The 24,142-nt window shown below is 71.8% G+C and carries 27 protein-coding genes and 1 pseudogene; 18 read left to right on the plus strand and 10 right to left on the minus strand.

Features of this window, described 5'->3' with window-relative positions:
* Positions 1-64: 64 nt before the first annotated feature.
* From alr to tsaE, 3 genes are read left to right on the plus strand one after another with little or no spacing between them, the layout of a single operon-like run.
* The gene (alr, locus tag ACFYNU_RS18320) at positions 65-1,324 is read left to right on the plus strand and encodes an alanine racemase (protein WP_356586854.1); all 1,260 of its coding nucleotides are present in this window, start codon (positions 65-67) and stop codon (positions 1,322-1,324) included.
* Complete coding sequence (locus ACFYNU_RS18325) at positions 1,321-2,544, plus strand: alpha/beta hydrolase (protein WP_356586856.1); 1,224 nt, start codon at positions 1,321-1,323, stop codon at positions 2,542-2,544. The genes alr and ACFYNU_RS18325 overlap by 4 nt, the downstream gene beginning before the upstream one ends.
* Positions 2,516-3,064, plus strand: a complete 549-nt coding sequence (tsaE, locus tag ACFYNU_RS18330; protein ID WP_356586858.1) for a tRNA (adenosine(37)-N6)-threonylcarbamoyltransferase complex ATPase subunit type 1 TsaE — start codon at positions 2,516-2,518, stop codon at positions 3,062-3,064. The genes ACFYNU_RS18325 and tsaE overlap by 29 nt, the downstream gene beginning before the upstream one ends.
* Positions 3,065-3,263: 199 nt before the next feature.
* Here tsaE and ACFYNU_RS18335 read toward each other — a convergent pair whose 3' ends face one another.
* Positions 3,264-3,434, minus strand: coding sequence for a hypothetical protein (locus tag ACFYNU_RS18335; RefSeq protein ID WP_356586860.1), 171 nt, complete (start codon positions 3,432-3,434; stop codon positions 3,264-3,266).
* A 94-nt stretch (positions 3,435-3,528) separates the two neighbouring features.
* On the minus strand, positions 3,529-4,062 hold the full coding sequence (locus ACFYNU_RS18340; RefSeq protein WP_356587004.1) for a L,D-transpeptidase: 534 nt from the start codon (positions 4,060-4,062) through the stop codon (positions 3,529-3,531).
* A gap of 138 nt (positions 4,063-4,200) precedes the next feature.
* On the opposite strand from ACFYNU_RS18340, the gene tsaB reads away from it, so the two are divergent.
* The 6 genes from tsaB to ACFYNU_RS18370 all read left to right on the plus strand — a co-directional run bounded on the left by tsaB (position 4,201) and on the right by ACFYNU_RS18370 (position 8,675).
* Positions 4,201-4,887: a tRNA (adenosine(37)-N6)-threonylcarbamoyltransferase complex dimerization subunit type 1 TsaB gene (gene tsaB, locus ACFYNU_RS18345; protein ID WP_356586862.1), complete on the plus strand. Its 687-nt coding sequence runs from the start codon at positions 4,201-4,203 to the stop codon at positions 4,885-4,887.
* Positions 4,888-4,997: 110 nt separating this feature from the next.
* Positions 4,998-5,504 carry a ribosomal protein S18-alanine N-acetyltransferase gene (rimI, locus tag ACFYNU_RS18350; protein ID WP_356587006.1) on the plus strand — a complete coding sequence of 169 codons (507 nt, stop codon included), beginning with the start codon at positions 4,998-5,000 and terminating at the stop codon, positions 5,502-5,504.
* Complete coding sequence (tsaD, locus tag ACFYNU_RS18355; RefSeq protein ID WP_356586864.1) at positions 5,497-6,606, plus strand: tRNA (adenosine(37)-N6)-threonylcarbamoyltransferase complex transferase subunit TsaD; 1,110 nt, start codon at positions 5,497-5,499, stop codon at positions 6,604-6,606. Before rimI ends, tsaD begins: the two co-directional genes overlap by 8 nt.
* Positions 6,603-6,854, plus strand: coding sequence for a hypothetical protein (locus tag ACFYNU_RS18360; RefSeq protein WP_356586866.1), 252 nt, complete (start codon positions 6,603-6,605; stop codon positions 6,852-6,854). Before tsaD ends, ACFYNU_RS18360 begins: the two co-directional genes overlap by 4 nt.
* A gap of 157 nt (positions 6,855-7,011) precedes the next feature.
* The gene (locus ACFYNU_RS18365) at positions 7,012-7,365 is read left to right on the plus strand and encodes a YciI family protein (protein ID WP_356586868.1); all 354 of its coding nucleotides are present in this window, start codon (positions 7,012-7,014) and stop codon (positions 7,363-7,365) included.
* Between the two features lie 56 nt (positions 7,366-7,421).
* A complete protein-coding gene (locus tag ACFYNU_RS18370) occupies positions 7,422-8,675 on the plus strand; it encodes a sigma-70 family RNA polymerase sigma factor (RefSeq protein ID WP_356586870.1) in 1,254 nt (417 codons plus the stop codon).
* 74 nt (positions 8,676-8,749) lie between these two features.
* On the opposite strand, the gene ACFYNU_RS18375 is transcribed toward ACFYNU_RS18370, so the two are convergent.
* Positions 8,750-9,553 carry a metalloregulator ArsR/SmtB family transcription factor gene (locus ACFYNU_RS18375; protein WP_356586872.1) on the minus strand — a complete coding sequence of 268 codons (804 nt, stop codon included), beginning with the start codon at positions 9,551-9,553 and terminating at the stop codon, positions 8,750-8,752.
* A 170-nt stretch (positions 9,554-9,723) separates the two neighbouring features.
* Here ACFYNU_RS18375 and ACFYNU_RS18380 point away from each other — a divergent pair, with 170 nt between their 5' ends.
* From ACFYNU_RS18380 to ACFYNU_RS18390, 3 genes and pseudogenes are all read left to right on the plus strand, one after another.
* Positions 9,724-10,377, plus strand: a complete 654-nt coding sequence (locus ACFYNU_RS18380) for a hypothetical protein (protein WP_356586874.1) — start codon at positions 9,724-9,726, stop codon at positions 10,375-10,377.
* Between the two features lie 66 nt (positions 10,378-10,443).
* Positions 10,444-11,082, plus strand: coding sequence for a hypothetical protein (locus ACFYNU_RS18385; RefSeq protein WP_356586876.1), 639 nt, complete (start codon positions 10,444-10,446; stop codon positions 11,080-11,082).
* 171 nt (positions 11,083-11,253) lie between these two features.
* A pseudogene (locus ACFYNU_RS18390) lies at positions 11,254-11,610 on the plus strand (hypothetical protein); the annotation flags it as partial.
* A gap of 247 nt (positions 11,611-11,857) precedes the next feature.
* Here ACFYNU_RS18390 and ACFYNU_RS18395 read toward each other — a convergent pair.
* Positions 11,858-12,547, minus strand: coding sequence for a hypothetical protein (locus ACFYNU_RS18395; RefSeq protein ID WP_356586878.1), 690 nt, complete (start codon positions 12,545-12,547; stop codon positions 11,858-11,860).
* Between the two features lies 1 nt (position 12,548).
* Positions 12,549-13,850: a class I SAM-dependent methyltransferase gene (locus ACFYNU_RS18400; RefSeq protein WP_356586880.1), complete on the minus strand. Its 1,302-nt coding sequence runs from the start codon at positions 13,848-13,850 to the stop codon at positions 12,549-12,551.
* Between the two features lie 57 nt (positions 13,851-13,907).
* Here ACFYNU_RS18400 and ACFYNU_RS18405 point away from each other — a divergent pair, with 57 nt between their 5' ends.
* Positions 13,908-14,906 (plus strand): polysaccharide deacetylase family protein, encoded by a 999-nt coding sequence (locus tag ACFYNU_RS18405; RefSeq protein WP_356586882.1) that lies wholly within the window; start codon positions 13,908-13,910, stop codon positions 14,904-14,906.
* A gap of 77 nt (positions 14,907-14,983) precedes the next feature.
* Here ACFYNU_RS18405 and ACFYNU_RS18410 read toward each other — a convergent pair whose 3' ends face one another.
* Positions 14,984-15,556: a dihydrofolate reductase family protein gene (locus tag ACFYNU_RS18410; protein ID WP_356586884.1), complete on the minus strand. Its 573-nt coding sequence runs from the start codon at positions 15,554-15,556 to the stop codon at positions 14,984-14,986.
* A gap of 389 nt (positions 15,557-15,945) precedes the next feature.
* Between ACFYNU_RS18410 and groES the strand changes: the two genes are divergently transcribed.
* Together groES and groL are read left to right on the plus strand one after the other, a co-directional pair.
* Complete coding sequence (gene groES / locus ACFYNU_RS18415) at positions 15,946-16,254, plus strand: co-chaperone GroES (RefSeq protein ID WP_356586886.1); 309 nt, start codon at positions 15,946-15,948, stop codon at positions 16,252-16,254.
* A gap of 103 nt (positions 16,255-16,357) precedes the next feature.
* Entirely contained in the window at positions 16,358-17,983 is a 1,626-nt protein-coding gene (gene groL, locus ACFYNU_RS18420) for a chaperonin GroEL (RefSeq protein ID WP_356586888.1), read from the plus strand.
* A 97-nt stretch (positions 17,984-18,080) separates the two neighbouring features.
* Here groL and ACFYNU_RS18425 read toward each other — a convergent pair whose 3' ends face one another.
* The 3 genes from ACFYNU_RS18425 to ACFYNU_RS18435 form a co-directional block, all read right to left on the minus strand.
* Entirely contained in the window at positions 18,081-19,115 is a 1,035-nt protein-coding gene (locus ACFYNU_RS18425) for a hydroxyacid dehydrogenase (RefSeq protein WP_356586890.1), read from the minus strand.
* Positions 19,116-19,178: 63 nt separating this feature from the next.
* Positions 19,179-19,982: an SDR family oxidoreductase gene (locus tag ACFYNU_RS18430; protein WP_356586893.1), complete on the minus strand. Its 804-nt coding sequence runs from the start codon at positions 19,980-19,982 to the stop codon at positions 19,179-19,181.
* Positions 19,983-20,059: 77 nt separating this feature from the next.
* Complete coding sequence (locus ACFYNU_RS18435) at positions 20,060-20,776, minus strand: MOSC domain-containing protein (RefSeq protein WP_356586895.1); 717 nt, start codon at positions 20,774-20,776, stop codon at positions 20,060-20,062.
* 94 nt (positions 20,777-20,870) lie between these two features.
* Between ACFYNU_RS18435 and ACFYNU_RS18440 the strand changes: the two genes are divergently transcribed.
* On the plus strand, positions 20,871-21,782 hold the full coding sequence (locus ACFYNU_RS18440) for a LysR family transcriptional regulator (RefSeq protein WP_356586897.1): 912 nt from the start codon (positions 20,871-20,873) through the stop codon (positions 21,780-21,782).
* 93 nt (positions 21,783-21,875) lie between these two features.
* Here the strand turns inward: ACFYNU_RS18440 and ACFYNU_RS18445 are convergent, their stop codons facing one another.
* A complete protein-coding gene (locus ACFYNU_RS18445) occupies positions 21,876-22,199 on the minus strand; it encodes a WhiB family transcriptional regulator (protein WP_356586899.1) in 324 nt (107 codons plus the stop codon).
* A gap of 440 nt (positions 22,200-22,639) precedes the next feature.
* Here ACFYNU_RS18445 and ACFYNU_RS18450 point away from each other — a divergent pair, with 440 nt between their 5' ends.
* Both ACFYNU_RS18450 and ACFYNU_RS18455 read left to right on the plus strand, forming a co-directional pair.
* Positions 22,640-23,251, plus strand: a complete 612-nt coding sequence (locus ACFYNU_RS18450) for a response regulator transcription factor (protein WP_003948568.1) — start codon at positions 22,640-22,642, stop codon at positions 23,249-23,251.
* A gap of 278 nt (positions 23,252-23,529) precedes the next feature.
* Entirely contained in the window at positions 23,530-24,105 is a 576-nt protein-coding gene (locus ACFYNU_RS18455; RefSeq protein ID WP_356586902.1) for a sigma-70 family RNA polymerase sigma factor, read from the plus strand.
* Positions 24,106-24,142: the final 37 nt, after the last annotated feature.

Raw genomic sequence — 24,142 nt, forward strand, 5'->3', positions numbered from 1 at the left:
CGAACGCCCCGGGGCGCCCCCGCCGTCCCCGGGGCGCCCCGGGCGCTCTGAGAGACTGTGGGAGATGACCGGAACCGTACCCACCTCGCCCGTCCGTGCCCGCGCCGAGATCGATCTCGGGGCGCTCCGTGGCAACGTCCGTGCCCTGCGGGCACGCCTCGCGCCCGGGGCCGCGCTCATGGCCGTCGTGAAGTCCGACGCGTACGGGCACGGCGCCGTGCCCAGTGCGCGGGCCGCGCTCGATGCCGGGGCGGCCTGGCTCGGGACCGCCACACCGCACGAGGCGCTCGCGCTGCGGGACGCCGGGGTGACCGCTCCGATCCTGTGCTGGCTGTGGACCCCCGGTGATCCCTGGCGCGAGGCCATCGAGGCCGGTCTCGACATGTCGGTGTCCGGCATGTGGGCGCTGCGCGAGGTGATCGACGCCGCGCGTGCGGCCGGGCGGCCCGCGCGGGTGCAGCTCAAGGCCGACACCGGGCTCGGCCGCAACGGGTGCCAGCCCGCCGACTGGCCCGAACTCGTCGCCGCCGCCCGCGCCGCCGAGGTCGACGGCACCGTACGCGTCACCGGTCTGTGGTCGCACTTCGCGTGCGCCGACGAGCCCGGCCACGCCTCGATCGCCGGGCAGCTCGACGTCTTCCACGAACTGCTCGCGTACGCCGAGAAGGCGGGCATCGAGCCCGAGGTCCGGCACATCGCGAACTCCGCCGCCGCCCTCACCCTCCCCGAGTCGCACTTCGATCTCGTACGGGCCGGTATCGCCGTCTACGGCATCTCGCCCAGCTCCGACCTCGGCACCTCGCGCGATCTCGGGCTGCGGCCCGTGATGACCCTCGCCGCGTCCGTGGCGCTGGTGAAGCGCGTTCCGGAGGGGCACGGCGTCAGTTACGGCCACACCTACCGCACCTCCGCCGAGACGACCCTCGGCCTGATCCCCCTCGGGTACGCGGACGGGATCCCGCGCCACGCGTCGGGGCGCGGGCCCGTGCTCGTCGGCGGGAAAGTACGGCGAGTGGCGGGGCGGGTCGCCATGGACCAGTTCGTCGTGGACCTCGGCGCGGAGCCCGGTACGGACTTCGGTACAGACCCCGGCGCGGAGCCCGGCGCCGACCCCGGTACGGACTTCGGCGCCGTCCGGGAAGGCGCGCCCGCCGTGCTGTTCGGGACCGGCGACGACGGCGGGCCGACGGCCGCCGACTGGGCGGAGGCGGCCGACACCATCGCGTACGAGATCGTGACCCGTATCGGTCCCCGTGTTCCGCGCGTCTATGTGGATGGGCAAGAGGACAGCGAAGACGTGGGACGACGAGGAGCGGGACGTTGAGCGAGAGCAGCACCGCACAGGACGTGGCGTCGGCTGTCGGCGGTGGCAACTGGCGGCTGGCCGGGATCGCCGGCACGGCGATAGGCGTGATCGCCGCCGGAGCCGCCGCGGGCGTGGCCATCGAGCGGATGACCGTCGGCCGCGGGATGCGCAAGAAGGCGCGGCTCGCACTGGATTCGACGGGGCCGTACGGCGCGCTGCGCGGCACCCCCGGCACGGCGGTCGCCGACGACGGCACGGAGCTGTACTTCGAGGTGGACGACGTCGATCCGGAGTCCGGGGCGGGCACGCCGCGCCGCCGCCGGCTCTTCGGGCGCAAGGCCCCGGCGCCCGTCACCGTCGTCTTCAGCCACGGCTACTGCCTCAACCAGGACTCCTGGCACTTCCAGCGCGCCGCGCTGCGCGGACTGGTGCGGACCGTCTTCTGGGACCAGCGCAGCCACGGCCGGTCCGCCCGGGGCCTCGCGCAGCAGGGGCCGGACGGTGTGCCCGTCTCGATCGACCAGCTCGGCCGCGACCTCAAGGCGGTCATCGACGCGGCGGCGCCCGAGGGGCCGCTCGTCCTTGTCGGCCACTCCATGGGCGGCATGACGATGATGGCCCTCGCGGGCCACAGCCCCGAACTCGTACGGGAGCGGGTCGTCGGCGCCGCGTTCGTCGGCTCCTCCAGCGGGAAGCTCGGGGAGGTCAGCTTCGGACTGCCGGTGGCGGGCGTGAACGCCGTACGCCGCGTACTGCCCGGAGTGCTGAAGGTCCTCGGCTCACAGACCGAACTCGTCGAGCGGGGCCGGCGCGCCACCGCCGATCTCTTCGCCGGGCTGATCAAGCGCTACTCGTTCAGCTCGAAGGACGTGGACCCGGCCGTCGCGCGGTTCGCCGAGCGGCTGATCGAGGCCACGCCGATCGATGTGGTGGCGGAGTTCTACCCGGCGTTCACGGAGCACGACGAGTCGGACGCGCTGCCGGTCTTCATGGACGTCCCGGTGCTGGTGGTGGCGGGGGACCGCGATCTCATCACGCCCAGTTCGCACAGCGAGGCCATCGCCGACCTGCTGCCGGACTCCGAGTTGGTGATCGTGCCGGACGCGGGTCATCTGGTGATGCTGGAGCATCCGGAGGTGGTCACGGACCGGCTCGCCGACCTGCTGGTACGGGTCGGGGCCGTGCCGGCAGCCACTAACGTTGGTTCGTATGGAAGCACCGCACAGCCCGGCAGCTGAGACCCGTACTCGTATCGTCGTCGGCTCACCCGAACGCATGGGCGAGCTGGGGCGGCGACTCGCCGCTCTGCTGCGCCCCGGCGACCTGGTGATGCTCACCGGCGAACTCGGCGCGGGCAAGACGACGCTGACCCGGGGCCTGGGCGCCGGGCTCGGCGTACGCGGCGCGGTCACCTCACCAACCTTCGTCATCGCGCGCGTGCACCCCTCGCTCTCCTCGGGGCCGCCGCTCGTGCACGTGGACGCGTACCGGCTCGGCGGCGGTCTGGACGAGATGGAGGATCTCGACCTCGATGTGTCGCTGCCGGACTCGGTGGTGGTCGTGGAGTGGGGCGACGGGAAGGTCGAGGAGCTGTCGGAGGACCGGCTGCATGTGGTGATCGACCGCGTCATGGGGGCCGGAGCGGGGGCGGGGGACGGTGTCGACCCGCTCGCGGTGGACGAGGACGACCGGCGCGAGGTCTCGCTCGTCGGGATCGGGGCGCGCTGGGCGGACGTGGACCTGGCCTCGCTCGCCTGAGGCGTGCGGGTTGCGGGCGATCAGGGGATCCGGGATCCGGGGGTCAGGCATCCGGGATCAGGCATCCGGGACCCGGGATCCGGGCGATCCGTGCTTTCCGACAAGACGTCGGTAAACTCTTGCGTGTGCCGTGCGGCGCGTGGTCACATGGTAAACGAGATTTGGTTAGGTCTGCCTAACCAAACTTGCCCCCGGAGCCTCAGGAGGCATCCATGCCGGCATCAGAGAGCACCGAAACGCGACCCTCGGCGGAGCCGACGACCGCGTCCCCCGATCCGGCGACGGCGTCTCCCGGTCCGTCGACCGACCCGTCGTCCGTGTCGATGAGCGACCTGCTGGCGTCGTGCGCGGCGGCCAGCGCCGTATCCACCCCGCCGCCACCGGCCGAGACCGGGAGCCGGAATCGGAACCGGAACCGGAACCGGAAGGACGCGGGCGACGAGGCCGCCGCGTAGCGCCACTCGCTAAGGGACGACGACCACCGTCGAACCGACCGTGGCGAACGTCCACATCGCGTCGCCGTCCTCCGGCGTCATCCGGACGCCACCCGTCCTCAGATTCGGGTCCGGGCTCGCCATCGTCCCGTCGACCGCCGAGCTGAAGCCGATCGCGACCTGGTCCACGTTCGCGAACCGCACCACGTGCTCGATGTCGACCCCGTCCGATCCCGTGATCTTCCCGGACCGTGACGTGACCTGATAGGTGCCCGGCGGCGGACTCACCGTGCTCGGCATGACCTCGAAACTCCGCGGCTTCTCCGCCGCCGACCTGCCCACCAGCCACACGCGCTTCGCGTCCAGCGCGTAGACGACCCGCTGACCGCTGCCCGACTTCGCGGGCACCGCGTGCGCGTCCTTCTTCTTCTCCTTGGGCGCGGCCGACGCGGACGCCGAGGCACCGGGCTTCTTGGCCGCGGAGAGCTGGTCCGGCACGTTCGCCGACGCCTGGTACGCGAGGAAACCGACGGCGGCGACGGCCAGCGCCGTGAGCCCGGCCACGAATCCCGAGCTGCTCCTGGACACCTTGATCCACCTCTCGTACGTACGTCTGCGTGGTGACGTTAGCAGCAGGCGCCAGGGGGGACGGGGCGCCGTGCCCGGCCCCGGGAGCCCTCCGGGGAGCCGTAGGCTGTTTGCGTGCTCCTGCTCGCCGTTGATACCGCCACGCCCGCCGTCACCGTCGCCCTCCACGACGGTGTCTCCGTCCTCGCCGCCGAGAGCCAGGTCGACGCACGGCGGCACGGGGAACTGCTGCTGCCCGCCGTCGACCGCGTCCTCGCCGGCGCCGGTCACGCGCTCGGCGACGTCACCGACCTGGTCGTCGGCGTGGGCCCCGGCCCGTACACCGGACTGCGCGTGGGTCTCGTCACGGCCGCGGCCTTCGGCTCGACGCTGGGGGTGCCCGTCCACGGGCTGTGCACGCTGGACGGACTCGCGTACGCCGCCGGGCTCGACGAGCCCTTCGTGGTGGCGACCGACGCGCGCCGCAAGGAGGTCTACTGGGCGCGGTACGCGGACTCCCGTACGCGGCTGACCGAGCCCGCAGTCGACCGGCCCGCCGACATCGCGGCGGAGCTGGCCGGGCTGCCGGTCGTCGGAGCGGGCGGGGTGCTCTACCCGGAGTCCTTCCCCGACGCCCGCGCGCCCGAGCACCAGTCGGCCGCCGCGCTCGCGTCGCTGGCGGCCGAGAGACTGGCGGCCGAGAGACTGGCGGGCGGGAGAGCGGTGGGGGACACGGACGGATTCCTGCCCGCGCTGCCGCTCTATCTGCGCCGTCCGGACGCGCAGGTGCCCAAGAACTACAAGGTGGTCACCCCGAAGTGACCGATGCCACCGATGCCACCGATGCGACCGATGCCACAAGCGCCACCGACGCCGCACGCGCGACCGACGCGGGCGACGCGGGCGACGTGAAGGAGCCGGCGCTGCGCGAGATGCGCTGGTGGGACATCGAGGCCGTACTCGCCCTGGAGTACGACCTGTTTCCCGAGGACGCCTGGTCGCCCGGCATGTTCTGGTCCGAGCTGGCCCACGCGCGCGGCCCCGCCGCCACCCGCCGCTACGTCGTCGCCGAGACCGCCGACGGCCGGATCGCCGGCTACGCCGGACTCGCCGCCGCCGGTGGCCTCGGCGACGTACAGACCATCGGCGCCGCCCGCGACCACTGGGGCACCGGGCTCGGCTCACGGCTGCTCACCGATCTGCTCCAGCACGCCACCGCCTTCGAGTGCGAGGAGGTGCTGCTGGAGGTACGGGTGGACAACCCGCGCGCGCAGAAGCTCTACGAGCGGTTCGGCTTCGAGCCCGTCGGCTTCCGCCGGGGCTACTACCAGCCGGGCAACGTCGACGCCCTCGTCATGCGCCTGTCCATGCGGGACGAGCGGCGCCCACCGAACGGCACGAAAAGCCCACCGAATCAAGGAACAGAGAGCCATGGCTGACGAACCCCTCGTCCTCGGCATCGAGACCTCGTGCGACGAGACGGGTGTGGGCATCGTCCGCGGTACGACGCTGCTCGCGGACTCCATCGCCTCCAGCGTCGACGAGCACGCCCGCTTCGGCGGCGTCGTGCCCGAGGTCGCCTCCCGCGCGCACCTGGAGGCCATGGTGCCGACGGTCGAGCGCGCCCTGAAGGAGGCCGGGGTGAGCGCCCGTGACCTGGACGGGATCGCGGTCACCGCCGGCCCCGGGCTGGCCGGCGCGCTGCTGGTCGGGGTGTCGGCGGCCAAGGCGTACGCGTACGCGCTCGGCAAGCCGCTCTACGGCGTGAACCACCTCGCCTCGCACATCTGCGTCGACCAGCTGGAGCACGGGCCGCTGCCCGAGCCGACGATGGCGCTGCTGGTCAGCGGCGGACACTCGTCGCTGCTGCTCGCGCCCGACATCACCGCCGACGTACGGCCGATGGGTGCCACCATCGACGACGCGGCGGGCGAGGCCTTCGACAAGATCGCGCGCGTGCTCCAACTCGGCTTCCCCGGCGGCCCGGTGATCGACCGGCTCGCGCGCGAGGGCGACCCGGCGGCCATCGCCTTCCCGCGCGGACTGACGGGTCCGCGCGACGCGCCGTACGACTTCTCCTTCTCCGGGCTCAAGACGTCCGTCGCCCGCTGGATCGAGGCGAAGCGCGCGGCGGGTGAGGACGTGCCCGTACGGGACGTGGCCGCGTCCTTCCAGGAGGCCGTGGTGGACGTACTGACGCGAAAGGCGGTGCGCGCCTGCAAGGACGAGGGCGTGGACCATCTGATGATCGGCGGCGGCGTCGCGGCCAACTCGCGGCTGCGCGCGCTGGCCGCCGACCGGTGCGAACGGGCGGGTATCCGGCTGCGGGTGCCCCGGCCGGGGCTGTGCACGGACAACGGCGCGATGGTCGCCGCGCTCGGCGCGGAGATGGTGGCGCGGAACCGGCCCGCGTCGGACTGGGACCTGTCGGCGGACTCCTCGCTGCCGGTGACCGAGACGCACGTACCGGGGCACTCCCATACGCACGCACACGATCACGATCATGTGCACGAGGTCAGCAAGGACAACCTCTACTCATGACCGTCGCGCTGATGTGGGAGGCCAAGGCCGCGCCCGGCCGGGGCGCCGAGCTGCTGGCGTGGGCCAGGGCGCGGGCGCTCACCCCGGCCCCGCAGCGCCGCGAGACGCTCACCGCGCCCGGTGGCCGGGTGCTGGTGATGACCTGGTGGGACGCCTCGTACGACGCCGAACTGCCCGAGATCCCGGAGCCGGCCGACGAGCTGGTGGCGCGGGCGGTGCACCGCTGGCGCTTCGAGACGGCGGACTGATCCGCGGACTGATCCGGCCCCGGCCACAGCGCGCGGGAAAACTTCTCGAAGAAAAGTCGCGGCGTGTGTCGATCCCGGCCCCGCCCGTTCGACGCAAGGGTGAGAGGCGGGAAACAGCCCCGCCACCGCACACACCCACCGCACACGAGGAGTCACCATGCCGCGTTTCATGACACTGATCCACCTCGATGAGTCCAACCAGCCCGCCGAGGGCCACAGCGCCGAACTGGGCGAGCGCATGGGCCGGCTGGCCCAGGAGATGGAGAAGGCCGGAGCCATGCTGGAGACCGGCGGGCTGCACCCGTCCGCCGAGGGCACCCGGGTGACCTGGTCGGGCGGGAAGCTGACGGTCACCGACGGCCCGTTCACCGAGTCCAAGGAGGTCATCGGCGGGTACTCGATCGTCCAGGCCAAGACACAGGCCGAGGCCGTCGAGTGGGCCAAGCGCTTCCTCCAGATCCACGAGGACTACTGGACCCTGACGGCGGAGACCCGCCAGATCGCCGAGTAGCACCGGCCGTCGCGTCCGTTTGCCGTCCGTCCGGCCCGGTGCTCTGATGGGTCGCCGTGAGGGCAGACGACACGGTCGAAGCGGTCGAAGCGGTGTTCCGGATCGAGCAGGCGCGGATCATCGCGGCCGTCGCCCGCGTCGTACGCGACGTCGGCATCGCCGAGGAACTGGCGCAGGACGCGCTGGTCGCCGCGTTGGAGCAGTGGCCGGAGTCGGGCGTCCCGGACAACCCGGGAGCCTGGCTCATGGCCACGGCCAGGCGCCGCGCCATCGATCTCGTACGCCGCCGTGAGACGTACGCGCGCAAGCTCGCCGAGGTCGGCCGCACCCTGGAGGACACCGGGCCGCCGCCGGAGCCCGCCGACGCCGACGACATCGACGACGACCTGCTGCGGCTCGTCTTCGTCTCCTGCCACCCCGTCCTGTCCACCGAGGCGCGCGTCGCCCTCACGCTGCGGCTGCTCGGCGGGCTCACCACCGACGAGATCGCCCGCGCCTTTCTGGTGCCCGAGCCGACCGTCGCGCAGCGCATCGTGCGCGCCAAACGCGCTCTCGCCAAGGCGGGTGTGCCCTTCGAGGTGCCGTACGGCGCGGAGCGCGACGCGCGCCTCGCTTCCGTGCTGGAGGTCATCTATCTCGTCTTCAACGAGGGCTACGCCGCCACCGCCGGTGACGATCTGCTGCGCCCCGGGCTGTGCGAGGACGCGCTGCGGCTCGCCCGCGTACTGAGCGGGCTGATGCCCAAGGAGCCCGAAGTGCACGCGCTGGCGGCCCTGTTGGAGCTTCAGGCGTCCCGTACGGCGACCCGTACCGCACCCGACGGCACGCCCGTCCTGCTCGCCGACCAGGACCGCTCCCGCTGGGACCGGCTGCTGATCCGGCGGGGCGTCGATGCGCTGACCCGGGCGAGCGCGCTGGGCGCGGCCCCCGGCCCGTACGCCCTCCAGGCCGCCATCGCCGCGTGCCACGCGGGGGCGCCGACGTACGAGGACACGGACTGGGCCACGATCGCCGCGCTGTACGGGCGGCTCGCCGCGCTCACCCCCTCGCCCGTCGTGGAGCTGAACCGCGCCGTCGCCGTCTCCATGGCCGAGGGGCCCGAGGCGGGGCTGGCGCTCGTCGACGCGCTGGCGGCGGGGCCCGGGGGAGGCGCGCTCAAGGGCTACCACCTGCTGCCGAGCGTGCGCGGGGATCTGCTGGCGAGGCTGGGGCGTACGGAGGAGGCGCGGGCCGAGTTCGTACGGGCGGCCGGGCTGACCCGTAACGAACGCGAGCGCACGCTGCTGGAGCGGCGGGCGGCCGGACTCTAGGCCTCGGGCCCGGCCGGACCTCGGGCCTCGGCCGGATTTCACGCGTCGGGCGGACGTCAGGCCTCGGGCGGACTTCAGGCCTCGGGCAGCGTCTCGCCCGTCTCCAGCAACGTCTTGAGGCTCGACAGCAGCGCCGGCCAACCCTCGCTGACGCTCGACAGGATGGTGGACCCGGGCCGGAAGCCGTCGTGGATCACGGTCAGCTTGACCGTCTCTCCCTGCGGCTCGATCTCGAAGGTCACCTTCGACCGGTCCTCGGCCGCCGCCTTCGCGCGGTACTCCTCGCCCAGACCGGTCGCCTCGGCGAACTCCGGTGTCATGGTGTGCCAGGTGTAGGAGAGCCGGCGGTACGGCTCCGACTCCAGCACGACCTGTCCGGGATCGGTGATCTTCACACCGAACTGCTCCCAGGACATCTCCGACCCGGTCCGCCAGTCCGACTCGAAGGTCACGCCCCAGTAGCGCGCCGTGAACGCCGGGTCGGTCAGCGCCTGCCAGAGCTTCTCGGGGGTGGTCCTGATGTAGGTGCGGTAGACGAACGCGGTCCCGCTGTTCTCCGTCGTGGTCATGGTGCTGTCCTCCAGTGCCGTTTTGAGGTCCGCGAGGGCGCTCGCCCGCCCCCGGTCGTACTTGGTCATCCAGCGGTCGGCGATGGCGTTGATCGGTACGGCGTTGAGGTAGTGGAGCTTCTGTCTGCCGCGCCGCACCGTGGTGACGAGATTCGCCGCTTCGAGGACCGCCAGGTGTTTGCTGACCGACTGTCTGGCCATGTCCAGCTCGGCGCACAGCTCGCGCAGGCTCTGCCCGTTGCGGGCGTCGAGACTGTCCAGCAGCCGGCGCCGGCCGGGGTCGGCCAGTGCTTTGAAGACTTCGTCCATCACGCGTCACCCTCGATATGCAGCCATTCGGCTGCCTTTAGGTTAGGCAGCCGCGCGGCTGCATGTCAACGCCGGTGCCGACTGCCGTGCCGGCCGCTGCGCCGACAGTCGCGTGACCGCCGTGCCAACCGCCGTCAGGGGCGGGCCGCGTGCGGCGATACTGTCGCCGCATGTCTCGCCGCCCCTCCCCGCTGCCGCCGCCTCCGCCCCCCGTACACATACGTGCCTGGCCCGACGAGCAGGCGATGCTCACCGAGCGCGCGAGAATCCTCGACTGGCTCGTCCGGCACGGCATGGGACCCGCGCGGCTCACACAGTTCCTGCTGCTCGTGGTGGGGGTGGAGGTCGGCTGGCTGATCGCCGGCGGCGGGCTGTCGGGAGTGGTCGAGGACGGCGTCGACCCGATCACCGCCGCCCTCGGCGTGGCACTCACGGCCTTCGGCCTCGGCGTCATGACGGCCGCCGGGATCGTGCTCGGGCTGCTGCTGCGCCGGGACGTCGCGATGCACCGGTTGACGCGCCAGTGGGCCGCGCTGGCGAGCGACCCGGCGGGCGACGCGCGCCTGCGGCTGCCGGGCGTGAGCCTGTGCTGGCTGCTGATCTCCTTCGCGGTCGGTGTGCTCGGGCTGTGGCTGTCCCTGGAGACCCCCGCGACCGCGCGGCGCGGCGAGGACACCTATGTGGAGGTCGCGTACGTGATGGGCGCGGGCGCACTCCTGTGGATCGCCGGGCTGATCGGCGTCACGAAGGCCGTCACGCACTACCGGTGGGCCGTGCGGCTGGTGGCGACGGGCCGGGCCCGGCCCGGGCCGACGGCGGGATGATCCCCGCCCGACTGCGGGATGATCCCCGGTGGGCCGCTTGATGATCACGCGGGATAGCCTCCCCGGGTGCTCCGACACCCGCCGCTGCCGCCACCTCCGCCGCCCGCGCTCCCGCAGGCCTGGCCGGACCACGAGTCCATGCTCGCCGAGCGGGCCCTCGCGATGGGGGAGTTGCGGCGGCGGAGCCTGACCGCGGGCGGGCTGCTGCTGCTCTGGTCGCTGGGGCTCGTCGCGGGCTTCGGCTGGGTGCTGTTCAGTCTGGGCCTCGGCCATTTCGAGGACCGGAGCGCGGACTACATAACCGGGGCCGTCGAACTCGTCCTGGGGGCGATCGTCCTGGTGCCCACGGTGATCGGTACCGGCTTTGCCGTCGCCGGCGACCGCGCGCTGCGCCACAGGCTGGACGCCTGGGCGGAGCTGGGACCGGACCCCGAGAACGACCAGCGGCTGCGGTCCGGCGCCCGGAGCACCGTGTGGCTGGGGCTGTCTCTCGCCCTGTGCGCGATCGGTCTCGTACTGGCCCTGACCGGCGGCGGCCAGTCGGATTCGGCGGGCGTCGGCGAGGTGGCGTACCTCGTCGGGATCGGTGTGATCGCGGTGCTCGTCGGCGTGCTCGGGGCGGTGCGGGCGGTGGGCCACCAGCGGTGGTCGCGGTACGTGCTGAGCCCGGTGCGTCAGCGCGGACGCGGCGGCGCCCACCGCTGAGACTCCAGCCGGGGGCCTCCGCTGAAACTGTGATTTACGGGACGCGAGTGGCGCGTGTTGTCCGGATGTGTCCCGAAGTCGCCCCCCGCTATCTGAGGCCGTTCCTACGCTGTCCGTTCTATCCTGGGTGGAACGCATGCGCCATTTCATGGGGTAGTAGAGGGGCGGCGGATGAACTGGCTGTGGTGGATCTTCGTCTTCTTCATGGTCGGTGGCTTCAGCTGGGTCGCCGATACGAGCCGGAGCGCGCTGCGCACCCGGCACGAGCGAAGAGTGGAGCGCATCAAGCTCGTCGAGGGCGGCCGGCTCGCCCTGGAGGAGTCACACAAGCCGCCGGAGCCCGTCTGCGGGTGTACGCACCATCTCGCGAAGCACGACAAGCAGGGCAAGTGCCACGAGAGGGTCGAGGTGGCGACGGCCTGGGACGAGAACAAGAAACCGAAGCGGTACGAGCTGGCGCAGTGCAACTGCCAGCAGTACGTCGGCCCGCAGCCTCTTTCGCAGATCTACGCCGACGACATCACCGACCTGGACGCCCGGATCCTGGACGCCCAGCTCAAGGCCTCCCGGCCGGAACCGGCGGCGGAAGAACCAGCGGCGACGGTGGAGAAGCCGGAGCTGTCGGAGATGCTGCGGAAGCCCGAGCAGCCCGAGCAGCCCGAGCAGCCCGAGCAGCGCGAGAAGCCTGACGATTCCGAGCAGTCCAAGCAGCCCGAGAAGCCCCAGCAGCCCCAGCAGTCCGACCCGAAGGACCAGGACTAGCGGGGCGCCCCGCTCAGCGGTCGAGCGCCCCCGCTTCGGCGAGCGTCCCGTGCGCCGCCAGCACGGCCTCCGTCGTGGTGCCTATTTTCAGTACGACTCCGCCCGACCCGGCTTCCAGGCGTGGCGCGGCCAGGCCGGTGGGCACCCGCGCGGCCCGGTCCGCCGACAGGAAGACGGCCCAGCCGCAGCGCGGCTGCGAGGGACGCAGGCCGTAGGCGGTCCGCAGCGCCGCGAACAGCTCACGGTCGTGTGCGCTCCCGTGGTCCGCGTCCCAGGCCCCGGCCACGGCGGCCAGCGTCTCCGGCAGCCGGTCCGCGAGTGGCACGGCGGCCCCGGGCCGGCCGGGGGCCGGGAAGAGCAGCAGTACCGCGCTGAACGGGGAGAACCTGTTCGTCCCCCCGCCCGTCGCCCCGAGCTGCGCGTACGCGCCGTTCGGCTGCCGGCCGACCACATAGGCCGTACTGCCGATGATGTCCGCGTCGTCGTGCGGGTTCGCGGCCCCGATCGCCCTGGCGAAGGCGTCGACGTCCCATGGCACGGGCTCGCCCGGCGCGGTGCCGTGGCCGTCCCACCGCCAGTCGCCCAGGGCGCCCGCCGACAGCTCCGTCAGCCGCCCCAGCAGGTCCAGCCAGCGCACGGCCAGCTCCCGGTGGGACTCGGGCCGGGGTCCCCAGACCGCCCGTACGACGGTCTCGCCCGCCAACTCACGCGCTCCCGTCGGCGGGCCGCCCGAGCAGCATCGTCGGCGCCCCCGCGACACGGGTGAGGAAGACCGTGGCCGAATTCCGCCCCTGGAGCTTCATCTTCCGCCGCAGCTCCTCCGGTTCGACCGGTGAGCCGCGCTTCTTGACCGTCAGGACGCCCACCTCGCGCTCGCGCAGCAGGGCCTTGAGCCGCTTGAGGTTGAACGGCAGCTCGTCGGTGATCTCGTACGCCGTCGCGTACGGAGTGGGGCGCCGTTCGTCCGCGGTGATGTACGCGATCGTCCCGTCGATCAGTCCGCCGTCCAGCTCGTCGGCGGCCTCGGCGACCAGATGGGCGCGGATCACGGCGCCGTCCGGCTCGTACAGATAGCGGCCGACCTTTCTGACCTGCGGGTTCGGCAGGCCGCGGCCGGTGAGGGTGATGCCCGCCGGCAGCAGCGTGGCGCGCCGCGCGCCGGGCGTGATCGCGCCGTCGGCCCGTGCACCGCCGGTCCCCGCCCCGCCCGCGCCGCGCCAGAGCACCGCCTCCTTGACGTCGCCGCCGTCGGAGATCCACTCGGCCTCGAAGTCGTCGGGGACCAGCTCGTGCGGGATGCCTGGCGCGATCTTGATGCCGCCGGTGCCGACCGCGCGTACCGCCTCGATCGCCCAGGACAGCGGCGGCGAGTACGCCTCCGGATCGAAGATCCGCCCTCGGCCACCGCGCCTCGCCGGGTCGATGAACAGGGCGTCGGGGGCGGGCGCGGCGAGCAGGTCGTACGTCATGACGTCCGCGCACACGACCGTGGGCGGCGGCGCGTCGGGCGCCAGCGTACGGAGGTTGTGCGCGGCGATCTCGCCGGTCGCGGGGTCCCGGTCGACGGCGGTGACGGCGAACCCCGCGCGGGCCAGCGCGATCGCGTCGCCGCCGATACCGCAGCACAGGTCGGTGAGGCGCGCCGGGCCGGCGCCCGTGCCGACGATGTCCCGGAAGCGGGCGGCCCGGTGGGCGGCGACCGAGGTGCGGGTGGCCTGTTCGACGCCGTGCGGGGTGAAGTACATGCGGTACGCGTCGTCCTCGCCGAACTTCGCCACCGCCCGCTGTCGCAGCCGGGCCTGCGCGAGGGCGGCGGAGACCAGCTCGGCGGGGTGGTCGCGGCGCAGCCGGGTCGCCAGGGCCAGCTCCCGCGCCGGGTCGTGGTCGCGGAGAGCGGCGAGCAGGGCCTGGCCCTCGTCGGAGAGCAGTGGGGCGAGCGGCGAGTCGGGGGTCGGCGAGGCGGAGTCGTTCACCGGGCCATTGTGGGCCAGCCGGGGGACCGTCATCGCTTCCCGGCGGTGTCGGCCGGGCGCGTGGGCCGGGCGCTGACAGGATGCGGCGCCATGCAACTAGTAAGACAAAACGACGAAAAGGCCGCAGAACGGCGGCGACGGCGCCCCGGCGGGCGCGCACGCGCGGTCGTCGCCGTACTCCTGATCGCCACGCTCGGCTCCGCCTGCGCGGCGGAGACCGGCGACCGTGGCGGCGCCGGACGTACCGGCGACGGCGGCGGGGGCGGCGGCGGACCGGTGGAGTCGCCCTCCGCCCGGCCGGGTCAGCCCGGCCGGGCCGGTCCCGGGGCCGAGGCGGGCAAGAAGGCCGACGCCGCCGCGGTGGTCAAGGCCCAGGCGCTGCGCGCCGTGGCCGCCAGGAAGTGGAAGCTCGCCAAGACCCCGCTCGCCGCGCCCGCGCCGCCCGCGGTGAAGCCGAGGATCACCACCCGCAAGGGCTTCGAGGTCACCGGCGGCGCGACCCTCCCGCCGGTCTTCACCAACGTCCCGACCAAAGAGAAGATCGTCTTCCTGACGATCGACGACGGCGCCGAGAAGGACCCCGAACTGCTGCGCATGATGGAAGAGTTGAAGATCCCGTACAGCGCCTTCCTCAGCGACTACGTCATCAACGACAACTACGCCTACTTCAAGAAGATGCAGGCCCGCGGCGTCTCCCTGCACAACCACACCCTCACCCACCCCTATCTGCCCGGACTCTCCTACGAGGAGCAGAAGCGGGAGATCTGCGGCCAGCAGGACAAGCTCAGGAAGCGGTTCGGGAAGCGGCCCGAGCTGTTCCGGCCGCCGTACGGCAACTACAACGCCGGCACCCTGCGCGCCGCCAAGTCCTGTGGCGTCAAGGCGGTTCCGCTGTGGTCGTCCGAGGCGTTCCCCGACCACATGGAGTGGCGCGAGTGGGACCGGGACCTGCACCCCGGCGACATCGTCCTCACGCACTTCCGCGGGAAAGAGGACTGGAAGGGTTCGATGCCCGACATGATCCGGCACGTCATGAAGACGATCACCGACAAGGGTTACTCGGTGGCGAAGCTGGAGGACTACGTCTAGATCCTGTCCGCCGGAGACCGCGCCCGGACACGACAGCTCACGTAACGCCCCCGCATCCGCAGGGGCGTTACGCGCGCTCAGCGGACGACGTCGAAGACGTTCTTCTGGATGCCGTTGGCGTACGCCTCGTGCTCGACGAGCCGCAGCATCTGCGCGTCCTTGTCGGTCTCGCTGAACAGCCGCTTGCCCGCGCCGAGCAGGATCGGGAAGACGAGCAGGTGGTAACGGTCGATCAGACCGGCGTCCGAGAGGCTCCGGTTCAGCTCGGCGCTGCCGGCCATGATGATCGGGCCGCCCTCGGTCTCCTTCAGCGCGGCGACCTCGTCGAGCGAGCGCAGGATCGTGATCGAGCCCCAGTCCTCGACCAGTTCGCCGTCGGTGAGGGTGGTGGAGACCACATACTTCGGCATCTTCTTGTAGTCGGCGAAATCCGCCATGCCCGGCCAGACCGGGCTGAACGCCTCGTAGCTGGTCCGGCCCAGCAGCAGCGCGCCGGCCTCCTCCTGCTCCCGGCCCTTGATCTCGTACGCCTCCGGCAGGAACTCGAAGTCCTTGAAGGTCCAGCCGGAGTTCCGGTAGCCGGGCTCGCCGCCCGGGGCTTCCACGACGCCGTCGAGCGAGACGAAGGCGGAGCTGATCAGTGTGCGCATCGAAGGTCTCCTGGGGGTGTCTCGTGTTCTGGTTCCCACTGGGCGGGGCCGGCCGGGCCGGCCTCGCAGCCGCAGTGTGCCAACTCTCACTGACAGACCTGGGGCGGCGCCGAAACTCATCGGCGACGCGCTCCGGAGGTATCCGAAAGCGCCGGAGCGCCCGCCGTCGCGCTCCGTCGCAGCGCCGGATCGCACCCGCCGCGCGCCGTCTCGATTGGCACTCAGCTTGACCGAGTGCTAATCGCGGTCATAGTGTCAGGCCTGGCACTCCCCAATGGAGAGTGCCAATGCGTGACAGGACAGGTCCGGCACCCGCGACGACGGATCGAGCCCGGTCACGCCACCCAGACAGTTAACCCCGTGAGATCTCCGAAGGGGGAGGTCGGATCGTGACGACCGCCAGCTCCAAGGTTGCCATCAAGCCGCTCGAGGACCGCATTGTGGTCCAGCCGCTCGACGCAGAGCAGACCACGGCCTCTGGCCTGGTTATTCCGGACACTGCCAAGGAGAAGCCCCAGGAGGGCGTCGTCCTGGCCGTCGGTCCGGGTCGCTTTGAGAACGGCGAGCGGCTTCCGCTCGACGTCTCCGTCGGCGACGTCGTTCTGTACAGCAAGTACGGCGGCACTGAGGTGAAGTACACGGGCGAGGAGTACCTCGTCCTCTCGGCTCGCGACGTGCTCGCGATCATCGAGAAGTAATTCCACCCCACAGTCCGCTGTGAACTGCGCCCCTGGCCCCCGCATCGCCGGGTGGCCCGGGGCGTAGTTCGTTGTTCGTTCGAGAGGACAAGAGAAAGCTCCCATGGCGAAGATCCTGAAGTTCGACGAGGACGCCCGTCGCGCCCTTGAGCGCGGCGTCAACAAGCTTGCCGACACGGTGAAGGTGACGATCGGCCCCAAGGGCCGCAACGTCGTCATCGACAAGAAGTTCGGCGCCCCCACCATCACCAACGACGGTGTCACGATCGCCCGCGAGGTCGAGCTCGACGACCCGTACGAGAACCTCGGCGCCCAGCTCGTGAAGGAGGTGGCGACCAAGACCAACGACATCGCGGGTGACGGCACCACCACCGCCACCGTGCTGGCGCAGGCGCTGGTCCGCGAGGGTCTGCGCAACGTCGCCGCCGGCGCCTCCCCGGCCGCCCTGAAGAAGGGCATCGACGCCGCCGTCGCCGCCGTCTCCAAGGAGCTGCTGGACACGGCCCGCCCGATCGACGACAAGTCCGACATCGCGGCCGTCGCCGGGCTCTCCGCCCAGGACCCGCAGGTCGGCGAGCTCATCGCCGAGGCGATGGACAAGGTCGGCAAGGACGGTGTCATCACCGTCGAGGAGTCCAACACCTTCGGCATGGAGCTGGAGTTCACCGAGGGCATGGCCTTCGACAAGGGCTACCTCTCGCCGTACATGGTGACCGACCAGGAGCGTATGGAGGCCGTCCTCGACGACCCGTACATCCTGATCAACCAGGGCAAGATCGCCTCCATCCAGGACATGCTCCCGCTGCTGGAGAAGGTCATCCAGGCGGGCGGCTCCCGGCCGCTGCTGATCATCGCCGAGGACGTCGAGGGCGAGGCGCTCTCCACCCTCGTCGTCAACAAGATCCGTGGCACCTTCAACGCCGTCGCGGTGAAGGCCCCCGGCTTCGGTGACCGCCGCAAGGCCATGCTCGGCGACATCGCCACCCTCACGGGCGCGACCGTCATCGCCGAAGAGGTCGGCCTCAAGCTCGACCAGGCCGGACTCGACGTGCTGGGCACCGCCCGCCGCGTCACCGTCTCCAAGGACGACACCACGATCGTCGACGGCGGTGGCGACGGCACGGAGGTCGTCGGCCGTGTCAACCAGATCAAGGCCGAGATCGAGTCCACGGACTCCGACTGGGACCGCGAGAAGCTCCAGGAGCGCCTCGCGAAGCTGGCCGGCGGTGTGTGCGTGATCCGCGTCGGCGCCGCCACCGAGGTGGAGCTGAAGGAGAAGAAGCACCGTCTGGAGGACGCCATCTCCGCGACCCGCGCCGCGGTCGAGGAGGGCATCGTCTCCGGTGGTGGCTCCGCCCTGGTGCACGCCGCCAAGGTGCTGGAGGACGGCCTGGGCAAGACGGGCGACGAGGCCACCGGTGTCGCGGTCGTCCGCCGCGCCGTGGTCGAGCCGCTGCGCTGGATCGCCGAGAACGCCGGTCTCGAGGGCTACGTCATCACCGCGAAGGTCGCCGAGCTGGACAAGGGTCACGGCTTCAACGCCTCGACCGGCGAGTACGTCGACCTGGTGAAGTCCGGCGTCATCGACCCGGTCAAGGTCACCCGCTCCGCGCTGGAGAACGCCGCGTCCATCGCCGCGCTGCTCCTCACGACCGAGACCCTGGTCGTCGAGAAGCCCGCCGAGGAAGAGGCCGACGCCGGTCACGGCGGTCACGGCCACAGCCACTGAGGCCGTAGCTCCGTGAACCGCTAGGTTCTTCGGTACAACGCGCCGAGGCCCGGCGCCCCTTCGGGGGTGCCGGGCCTCGGCGCGTGCCGGCCGTTCCTCACGCCGAGTGCGGCAGCGCCGACGGGTGTACGGGATCCTCGAACGGCAGCCCCTTCGCGTACCGCTCCACCTCGTCCAGCGCGTGATCCGCCATCCGGTGGATCTCGACGCCCAGCGAGCCGGCGACATGCGGGGTCAGCAGCACGTTCGGCAGGTCGTACAACGGCGAGTCCGGCGGCGGCAGTTCGGGATCGGTCACATCGAGCACCGCGTCCAGCCGCCCGGCGACCAGATGCGGCAGCAGCGCGGCCTCGTCGACGAGCGAGCCGCGCGCGGTGTTGATCAGCGTCGCGCCGTCCGGCATCGCCGCGAGCTGGTCGGCGCCGATCATATGGTGGGTGGCCGGGACCTGCGGGGCGTGGACCGACACCACCTGGGCGCGCTCGCACAGCTCGTCGAGCGGCACCGGTTCGACGCCGAGCGCCCGCGCCTGCGCGGCGTCCACATACGGGTCGTACAGCAGGACGTCGAGATCGAACGGCCTCAGCAGCTCGATCACCCGGCGCCCGATCCGGGACGCGCCGACGATGCCGACCACCCGGCGGTAGTTGCCCGCCCGGCCCAGCTCCTGGTGCCAGTCGTGCCGGGCCCGCACCTCCTGGTAGCGCTGCGCCGAGCGCAGAACCCGCTTGCCCGCGAAGAGGATCGCGGCCAGGGTGTACTCGGCGACGGGCACGGCGTTGGCCCCCGCCGCCGACGCGACCGAGATGCCCCGCTCCCAACAGGCGTCCGTGATGTGGTGCTTGACCGAACCGGCGGCATGCACGACCGCGCGCAGCTTCGGCGCGGCGTCCAGCACCTCGGCGGTGAGAGGCGGCGCGCCCCAGCAGGTGATCAGCAACTCGGCGTCCGCGAGCGCGGCGGCGACGGCGGGGTCGAGACCCGGACCGGTGAGGGTGTGGGCGACGAGATGCGGATCGGTGCGTACGAGGCCGGTCAGCCGGGCGAGCCGGTCGGGGGAGAACAGCCGTTCCGCGATGCCCGGACTCATCGCGAGCAGGGCGGCGGGCTGATTGTCAGTGGCGTCGTGCATGGTGGAAGTCGGTCTCCTCGTGGGTCGCTTCACGCGTGACGTGAGGGGATGTGACGCGGTTCGCTACTTCGGCCCGTACTTCCGCCCAGTCTTCGCAGTGAGCCCGCCCAGCATCCCCCGAGGCGCCAGCTTCACCGCGCCCATCAGCGCCTTGTACCGCGGGTCCGGGATCGACACGACCTTGCCGCGCGCCAGGTCCGACAGCGCCGCGGACACCAGCTTGTCGGCGTCCAGCCACATCCAGTTGGGGATGTTGTCCGTCCCCATCCCCGCCCGCTCGTGGAACTCTGTCCGGGTGAAGCCGGGGCACAGCACCATCAGCCGGACCCCGCTCCCCGTCAGATCCCGCGCGACCCCCTGGGTGAACTGCACCACCCACGCCTTCGACGCCCCGTACGTGCCACGCGGCACGAACGCCGCCACCGACGACACGTTCACCACTCCGCCACGCCCGCGTTCCCTCATACCGGTGACCGCCGCCGACGTCAGCCGGAGCACCGCCTCGCAGTGCACCTTCAGCATCGTCAGCTCGTCGGCCGTCGAGACGTCGAGGAACCGGCCCTTGTTCCCGAACCCGGCGTTGTTGACCAGCAGATCGATCGGGTGCTTACGGTCGCCGAGACGTTTCTCGACCGCCGCGATGCCCTCGTCCGTCGCGAGGTCGGCGGTCAGCACCTCCGCCTCGATGCCGTGCAGATCGTGGAGTTCGGTGGCCTGGCGCCGAAGGCGTTCGGTGTCGCGGGCCACCAGGACCAGATTGTGGCCGCTTCCCACACCGACGGACTGGGAGGTCCCGCCCGCCGCCAGCCGCCGCGCGAACGCGGCACCGATCCCAGCTGTCGCGCCCGTAATCAAAGCAGTCGTCATAAAGCGGCACGTTAGACGGTCGCGCGCCCCGCGCGAGCCCCCGTCCGGCCACCGGAAGCGCCCCGCTCGGTGCCCGGTTACCCGACCGGGGCACTCTCGGCGCTGCCGGCCTGCTCGCCGATGACGCCGTCCCCGTACTTCGCCACGTACTCCCGCGCCGTCCTCAACTCCTCCTCGTGCAGCGCCTCCCCGGCCGCCAGGATCCGGGGCAACAGCTCGCGCTCCGTCGTCACGGCGCGGAAGGCGAGCGCCACCGTCACCTCGTGGTCGGGCCGGTGCACGATCTCGATCGGATCGCCCGCGCGGATCTCGCCGGGCACCAGGACCCGGAAGTACGCACCGGTGACGCCCTGTTGGGTGAAGCGCCGGACCCAGCCGCTCTCGCCGAGCCAGCCGCCGAACGTACGGCACGGGATCCGGCCGCTGGTCGCCTCCAGCACCAGATCCGGACCCACCCGCCAACGCTCCCCGATCCTCGTCCCGTTCAGATCGAGCCCGGACGTCGTCAGATTCTCGCCGAAGCTGCCGTTGGCCAGCGGCCGGCCCAACTCCCGCTCCCAGAAATCCAGATCCTCGCGCCCGTACACATACACGGCCTGGTCGCTGCCGCCGTGATGGCGCAGATCGCACACCGTGTCCCCGGCCAGACCGCTGGCGCCGACACCCTTCGGGCCGGGATCGCGCACCGCGACCGGACCGTCCACCGGCCGCTTGTCGATGCCGGTGGCGCCGCCGGGCGCGTCCGAGTACTCGACGGTCTTGGGCCGCCCCACGTTCACGGTCAGAAGCTTCATGTCCGGCACGGTAACCCCCCGCCCCCGGCGCGCGCCTCTCAAATGACGGGCGCCGAATTTCACGCCACCCCCAAGCGCCCCTTATGTTTGCAGGGTGATCGAAGCCCGCCATCTCCGTGTCCTGCGCGCCGTCGCCGCCACCGGCTCGTTCTCCGCCGCGGCGCGTGAGCTGGGCTGCACCCAGCCGGCCGTCAGCCAGCAGATGAAGGTCCTCGAAGCCTCGGTCGGTACGCCCCTGCTGATCAGAACCAGCCGCTCGATGCGCCTCACCCAGGCCGGCGAGGCACTCGTCCGGCACGCGACCGGCATCCTCTCGGGGCTCACCGCCGCCGAGGAGGAGGTCGCGGCCATCGCGGGCCTGCGCGCCGGGCGGGTCCGGCTCGTCTCGTTCCCCAGCGGCAGCTCCACCCTGGTCCCCGCCGCACTGGCCGCCCTGCGCGCCGCCCACCCGGGCACCCGCGTCTCGCTGGTCGACGCCGAGCCGCCCCGCTCCGTGGAGATGCTGCGCGACGGCGACTGCGACGTGGCCCTGGCCTTCCGTTACGACTCGGTCCGCGACGAGTCCGCCGGCGGCGCCGAGGAGTGGGGCGACCTCGTCGTACGGCCGCTGCTCACCGACCGGCTGGTGGGGCTGCTCCCCGAGGGGCACCGGCTGGCCGGCGCCGCCGCCGTCTCCATCGCGGACCTCGCCGACGAGTCCTGGATCGCGGGCTGCCCGCGCTGCCGTCACCAACTGGTGGACGCCTGCGAGAAGGCGGGCTTCACCCCCCGTATCGACTTCGCGACGGACGACTACCCGGCGGTGATCGGCCTGGTGGGGGCGGGGCTCGGCGTCGCGTTCCTGCCGGAGCTGGCCATGGAGTCGGTGCTGCCGAAGGCGGCTCGTACGGTCACCGTCGAGCCCGCGGTCCGGCGCGAGATCGTCGCGCTCACGCTGCCCGACCTGGCGCGGGTCCCGGCGGTGGCGGCGACGCTGGACCAGCTGGAACGCGCCGCCTCCCGCTGACGCGCCGGGCCCACCCCCGTCCGCCGCCGGACATGCCGGAGCAGGGGTGGGCGCGGCAAGTGCAGGAACGTTTCTGCGAATGTTTGTCGCAGGTCAGGCGCGGCCCGACCCGTTCGCCCCCGAGGTCGTGATCAGCCGGGTGCGCGCGCGCCCCATCAGCTCCTCGCGTTCGTCCTCGGTCAGCCCGCCCCAGACGCCGTACGGCTCCCGTACCGCCATGGCGTGCGCCGCGCACTGCGCGCGGACCGGGCATCTCATGCAGACCTCTTTCGCCGAGGTTTCGCGAGCGCTGCGTGCCGCGCCCCTCTCTCCCTCCGGGTGAAAGAACAGCGAGCTGTCGACGCCGCGACAGGCCGCGAGGAGCTGCCAGTCCCACAGATCCGCGTTCGGACCGGGAAGGCGGGAGAAATCTGCCATTGCTCATGTCCCCTTGAATCCGTGGAGGCGGATACGGGCCGCTGGGGCGTGAGATGCGCCCCAGGACGCCGGGCACGAGCCCGGCGCGCTGACCGCACCGTGCTCACGACCGTACATCTCCTGTGTAAGTAGATGTAAATATGACTCATTGCGAATGTAGCCACAGACACCAGCAAAAGCGAAGAAATGGCGCTAAATGGGGCATAGCTCAGAGTGATCGAAGGATGACCTGCGAGACTCTGCTCTGTGTGCGCCTCCTCACGTAGAGTGCCGAAGGCGGTTCCGGACCCGTAACTCTTTCGAGTGACCGTCGTTGAGTGGTCGAGGCGGTTGAAGGAACAAGCGATCGGGCACATGTCCGATGGCGTCAATCGCACAGGTGACCACATGTACTCAGCCTGGAGGCTCAAGGTGACGCGCATCAGCTGCGGAGGGCGGCCATGACATCCGTCCTCGTCTGCGACGACTCCCCGCTTGCCCGAGAGGCGCTGCGCCGCGCGGTTGCGACCGTGCCCGGCGTCGAGCGCGTGACGACCGCGGCCAACGGTGAGGAAGTTCTCCGCCGCTGGGGCGCCGACCGCTCGGACCTGATTCTGATGGACGTACGCATGCCCGGTCTGGGCGGCGTCGAGACCGTCCGCCGGCTGCTGTCCGCCGATCCGGGCGCCCGGATCATCATGCTCACGGTCGCCGAGGACCTGGACGGTGTCGCACTCGCGGTCGCCGCCGGCGCCCGCGGCTATCTGCACAAGGACGCGTCCCGCGCCGAGTTGCGCGCGACCGTCACCCAGGCGCTCGCCGACCCGACCTGGCGGCTCGCCCCGCGCCGGCTCAGGTCGGCCGAGATGGGCGCCGCCCCCACGCTCACCGCGCGGGAGATCCAGGTGCTCGAAGGCATGAGCCACGGCCGGTCGAACGCGGAGATCGGGCGCGAGCTCTTCCTGTCCGAGGACACGGTCAAGACGCACGCCCGGCGGCTGTTCAAAAAGCTCGGCGCGTCCGACCGGGCGCATGCCGTGGCCCTCGGATTCCGCTGGGGTCTGGTGCGTTAGGCGCTGGTCGGAGCCGTACGGGCAGCTCGTCCGGAGAGTTCGCGGAACCCCGTCTGCCGTGCGGCGGACGGGGCGGCGGAGAGGGTGACCGGTGCCCGTACGCCACAGTTTCCCGCCCGATGCCGCATCCTTGAGGTGTGGAGTTCCTCGGGGACGAGTCGGGCGAGCGGAAGGGGAGGGCGCGGGAGATGAGTTCCGGCGCACCTGCTCATAACGCTTCGGTGCACAACTATGAACGCGGTGCCACGGATCGGCAGCGGCCGGGGCACCATGGTCCGATGCGCGATGACGAGACCACGGTGATCGGTGCGCTCGTCCACCGTGCCGTCGACGGGGACGGGCAGGCGACGCACGATCTCCTGGCCCATGTGCATCCCCTCGCGCTGCGCTACTGCCGCACCCGGCTGAGCCGACTGCCGGGTGACGCCCGCCACTTCGTGGAGGACCTCGCACAGGAGGTCTGCGTCGCCGTCCTGATGGCGCTGCCGCGCTACCGGGACACCGGCAGGCCCTTCGAGGCCTTCGTCTTCGCCATCGCCGCGCACAAGGTCGCCGATCTCCAGCGGGCCGCCATGCGGCACCCGGGCTCGACGGCGGTGCCCTCGGACGAGATGCCCGAGCGGCCCGACGACTCCCTCGGCCCGGAGGAGCGCGCGCTGCTCAGCAGCGACGCCGAGTGGGCGAAGAAACTCCTCGCCAACCTCCCGGACAACCAGCGCGAGCTGCTCGTGCTGCGAGTGGCGGTGGGGCTCACCGCCGAGGAGACCGGTCAGATGCTGGGGATGTCGCCCGGCGCCGTACGGGTCGCACAGCACCGGGCGCTCAGCAGGCTGCGGGCGCTGGCCGAGCAGTAGGGCGCCCCCCGGGGGGTGTCGGCAGAGCGGTACCGGG

The organism is Streptomyces sp. NPDC006643, from assembly GCF_042870175.1.
Lineage (GTDB): Bacteria > Actinomycetota > Actinomycetes > Streptomycetales > Streptomycetaceae > Streptomyces.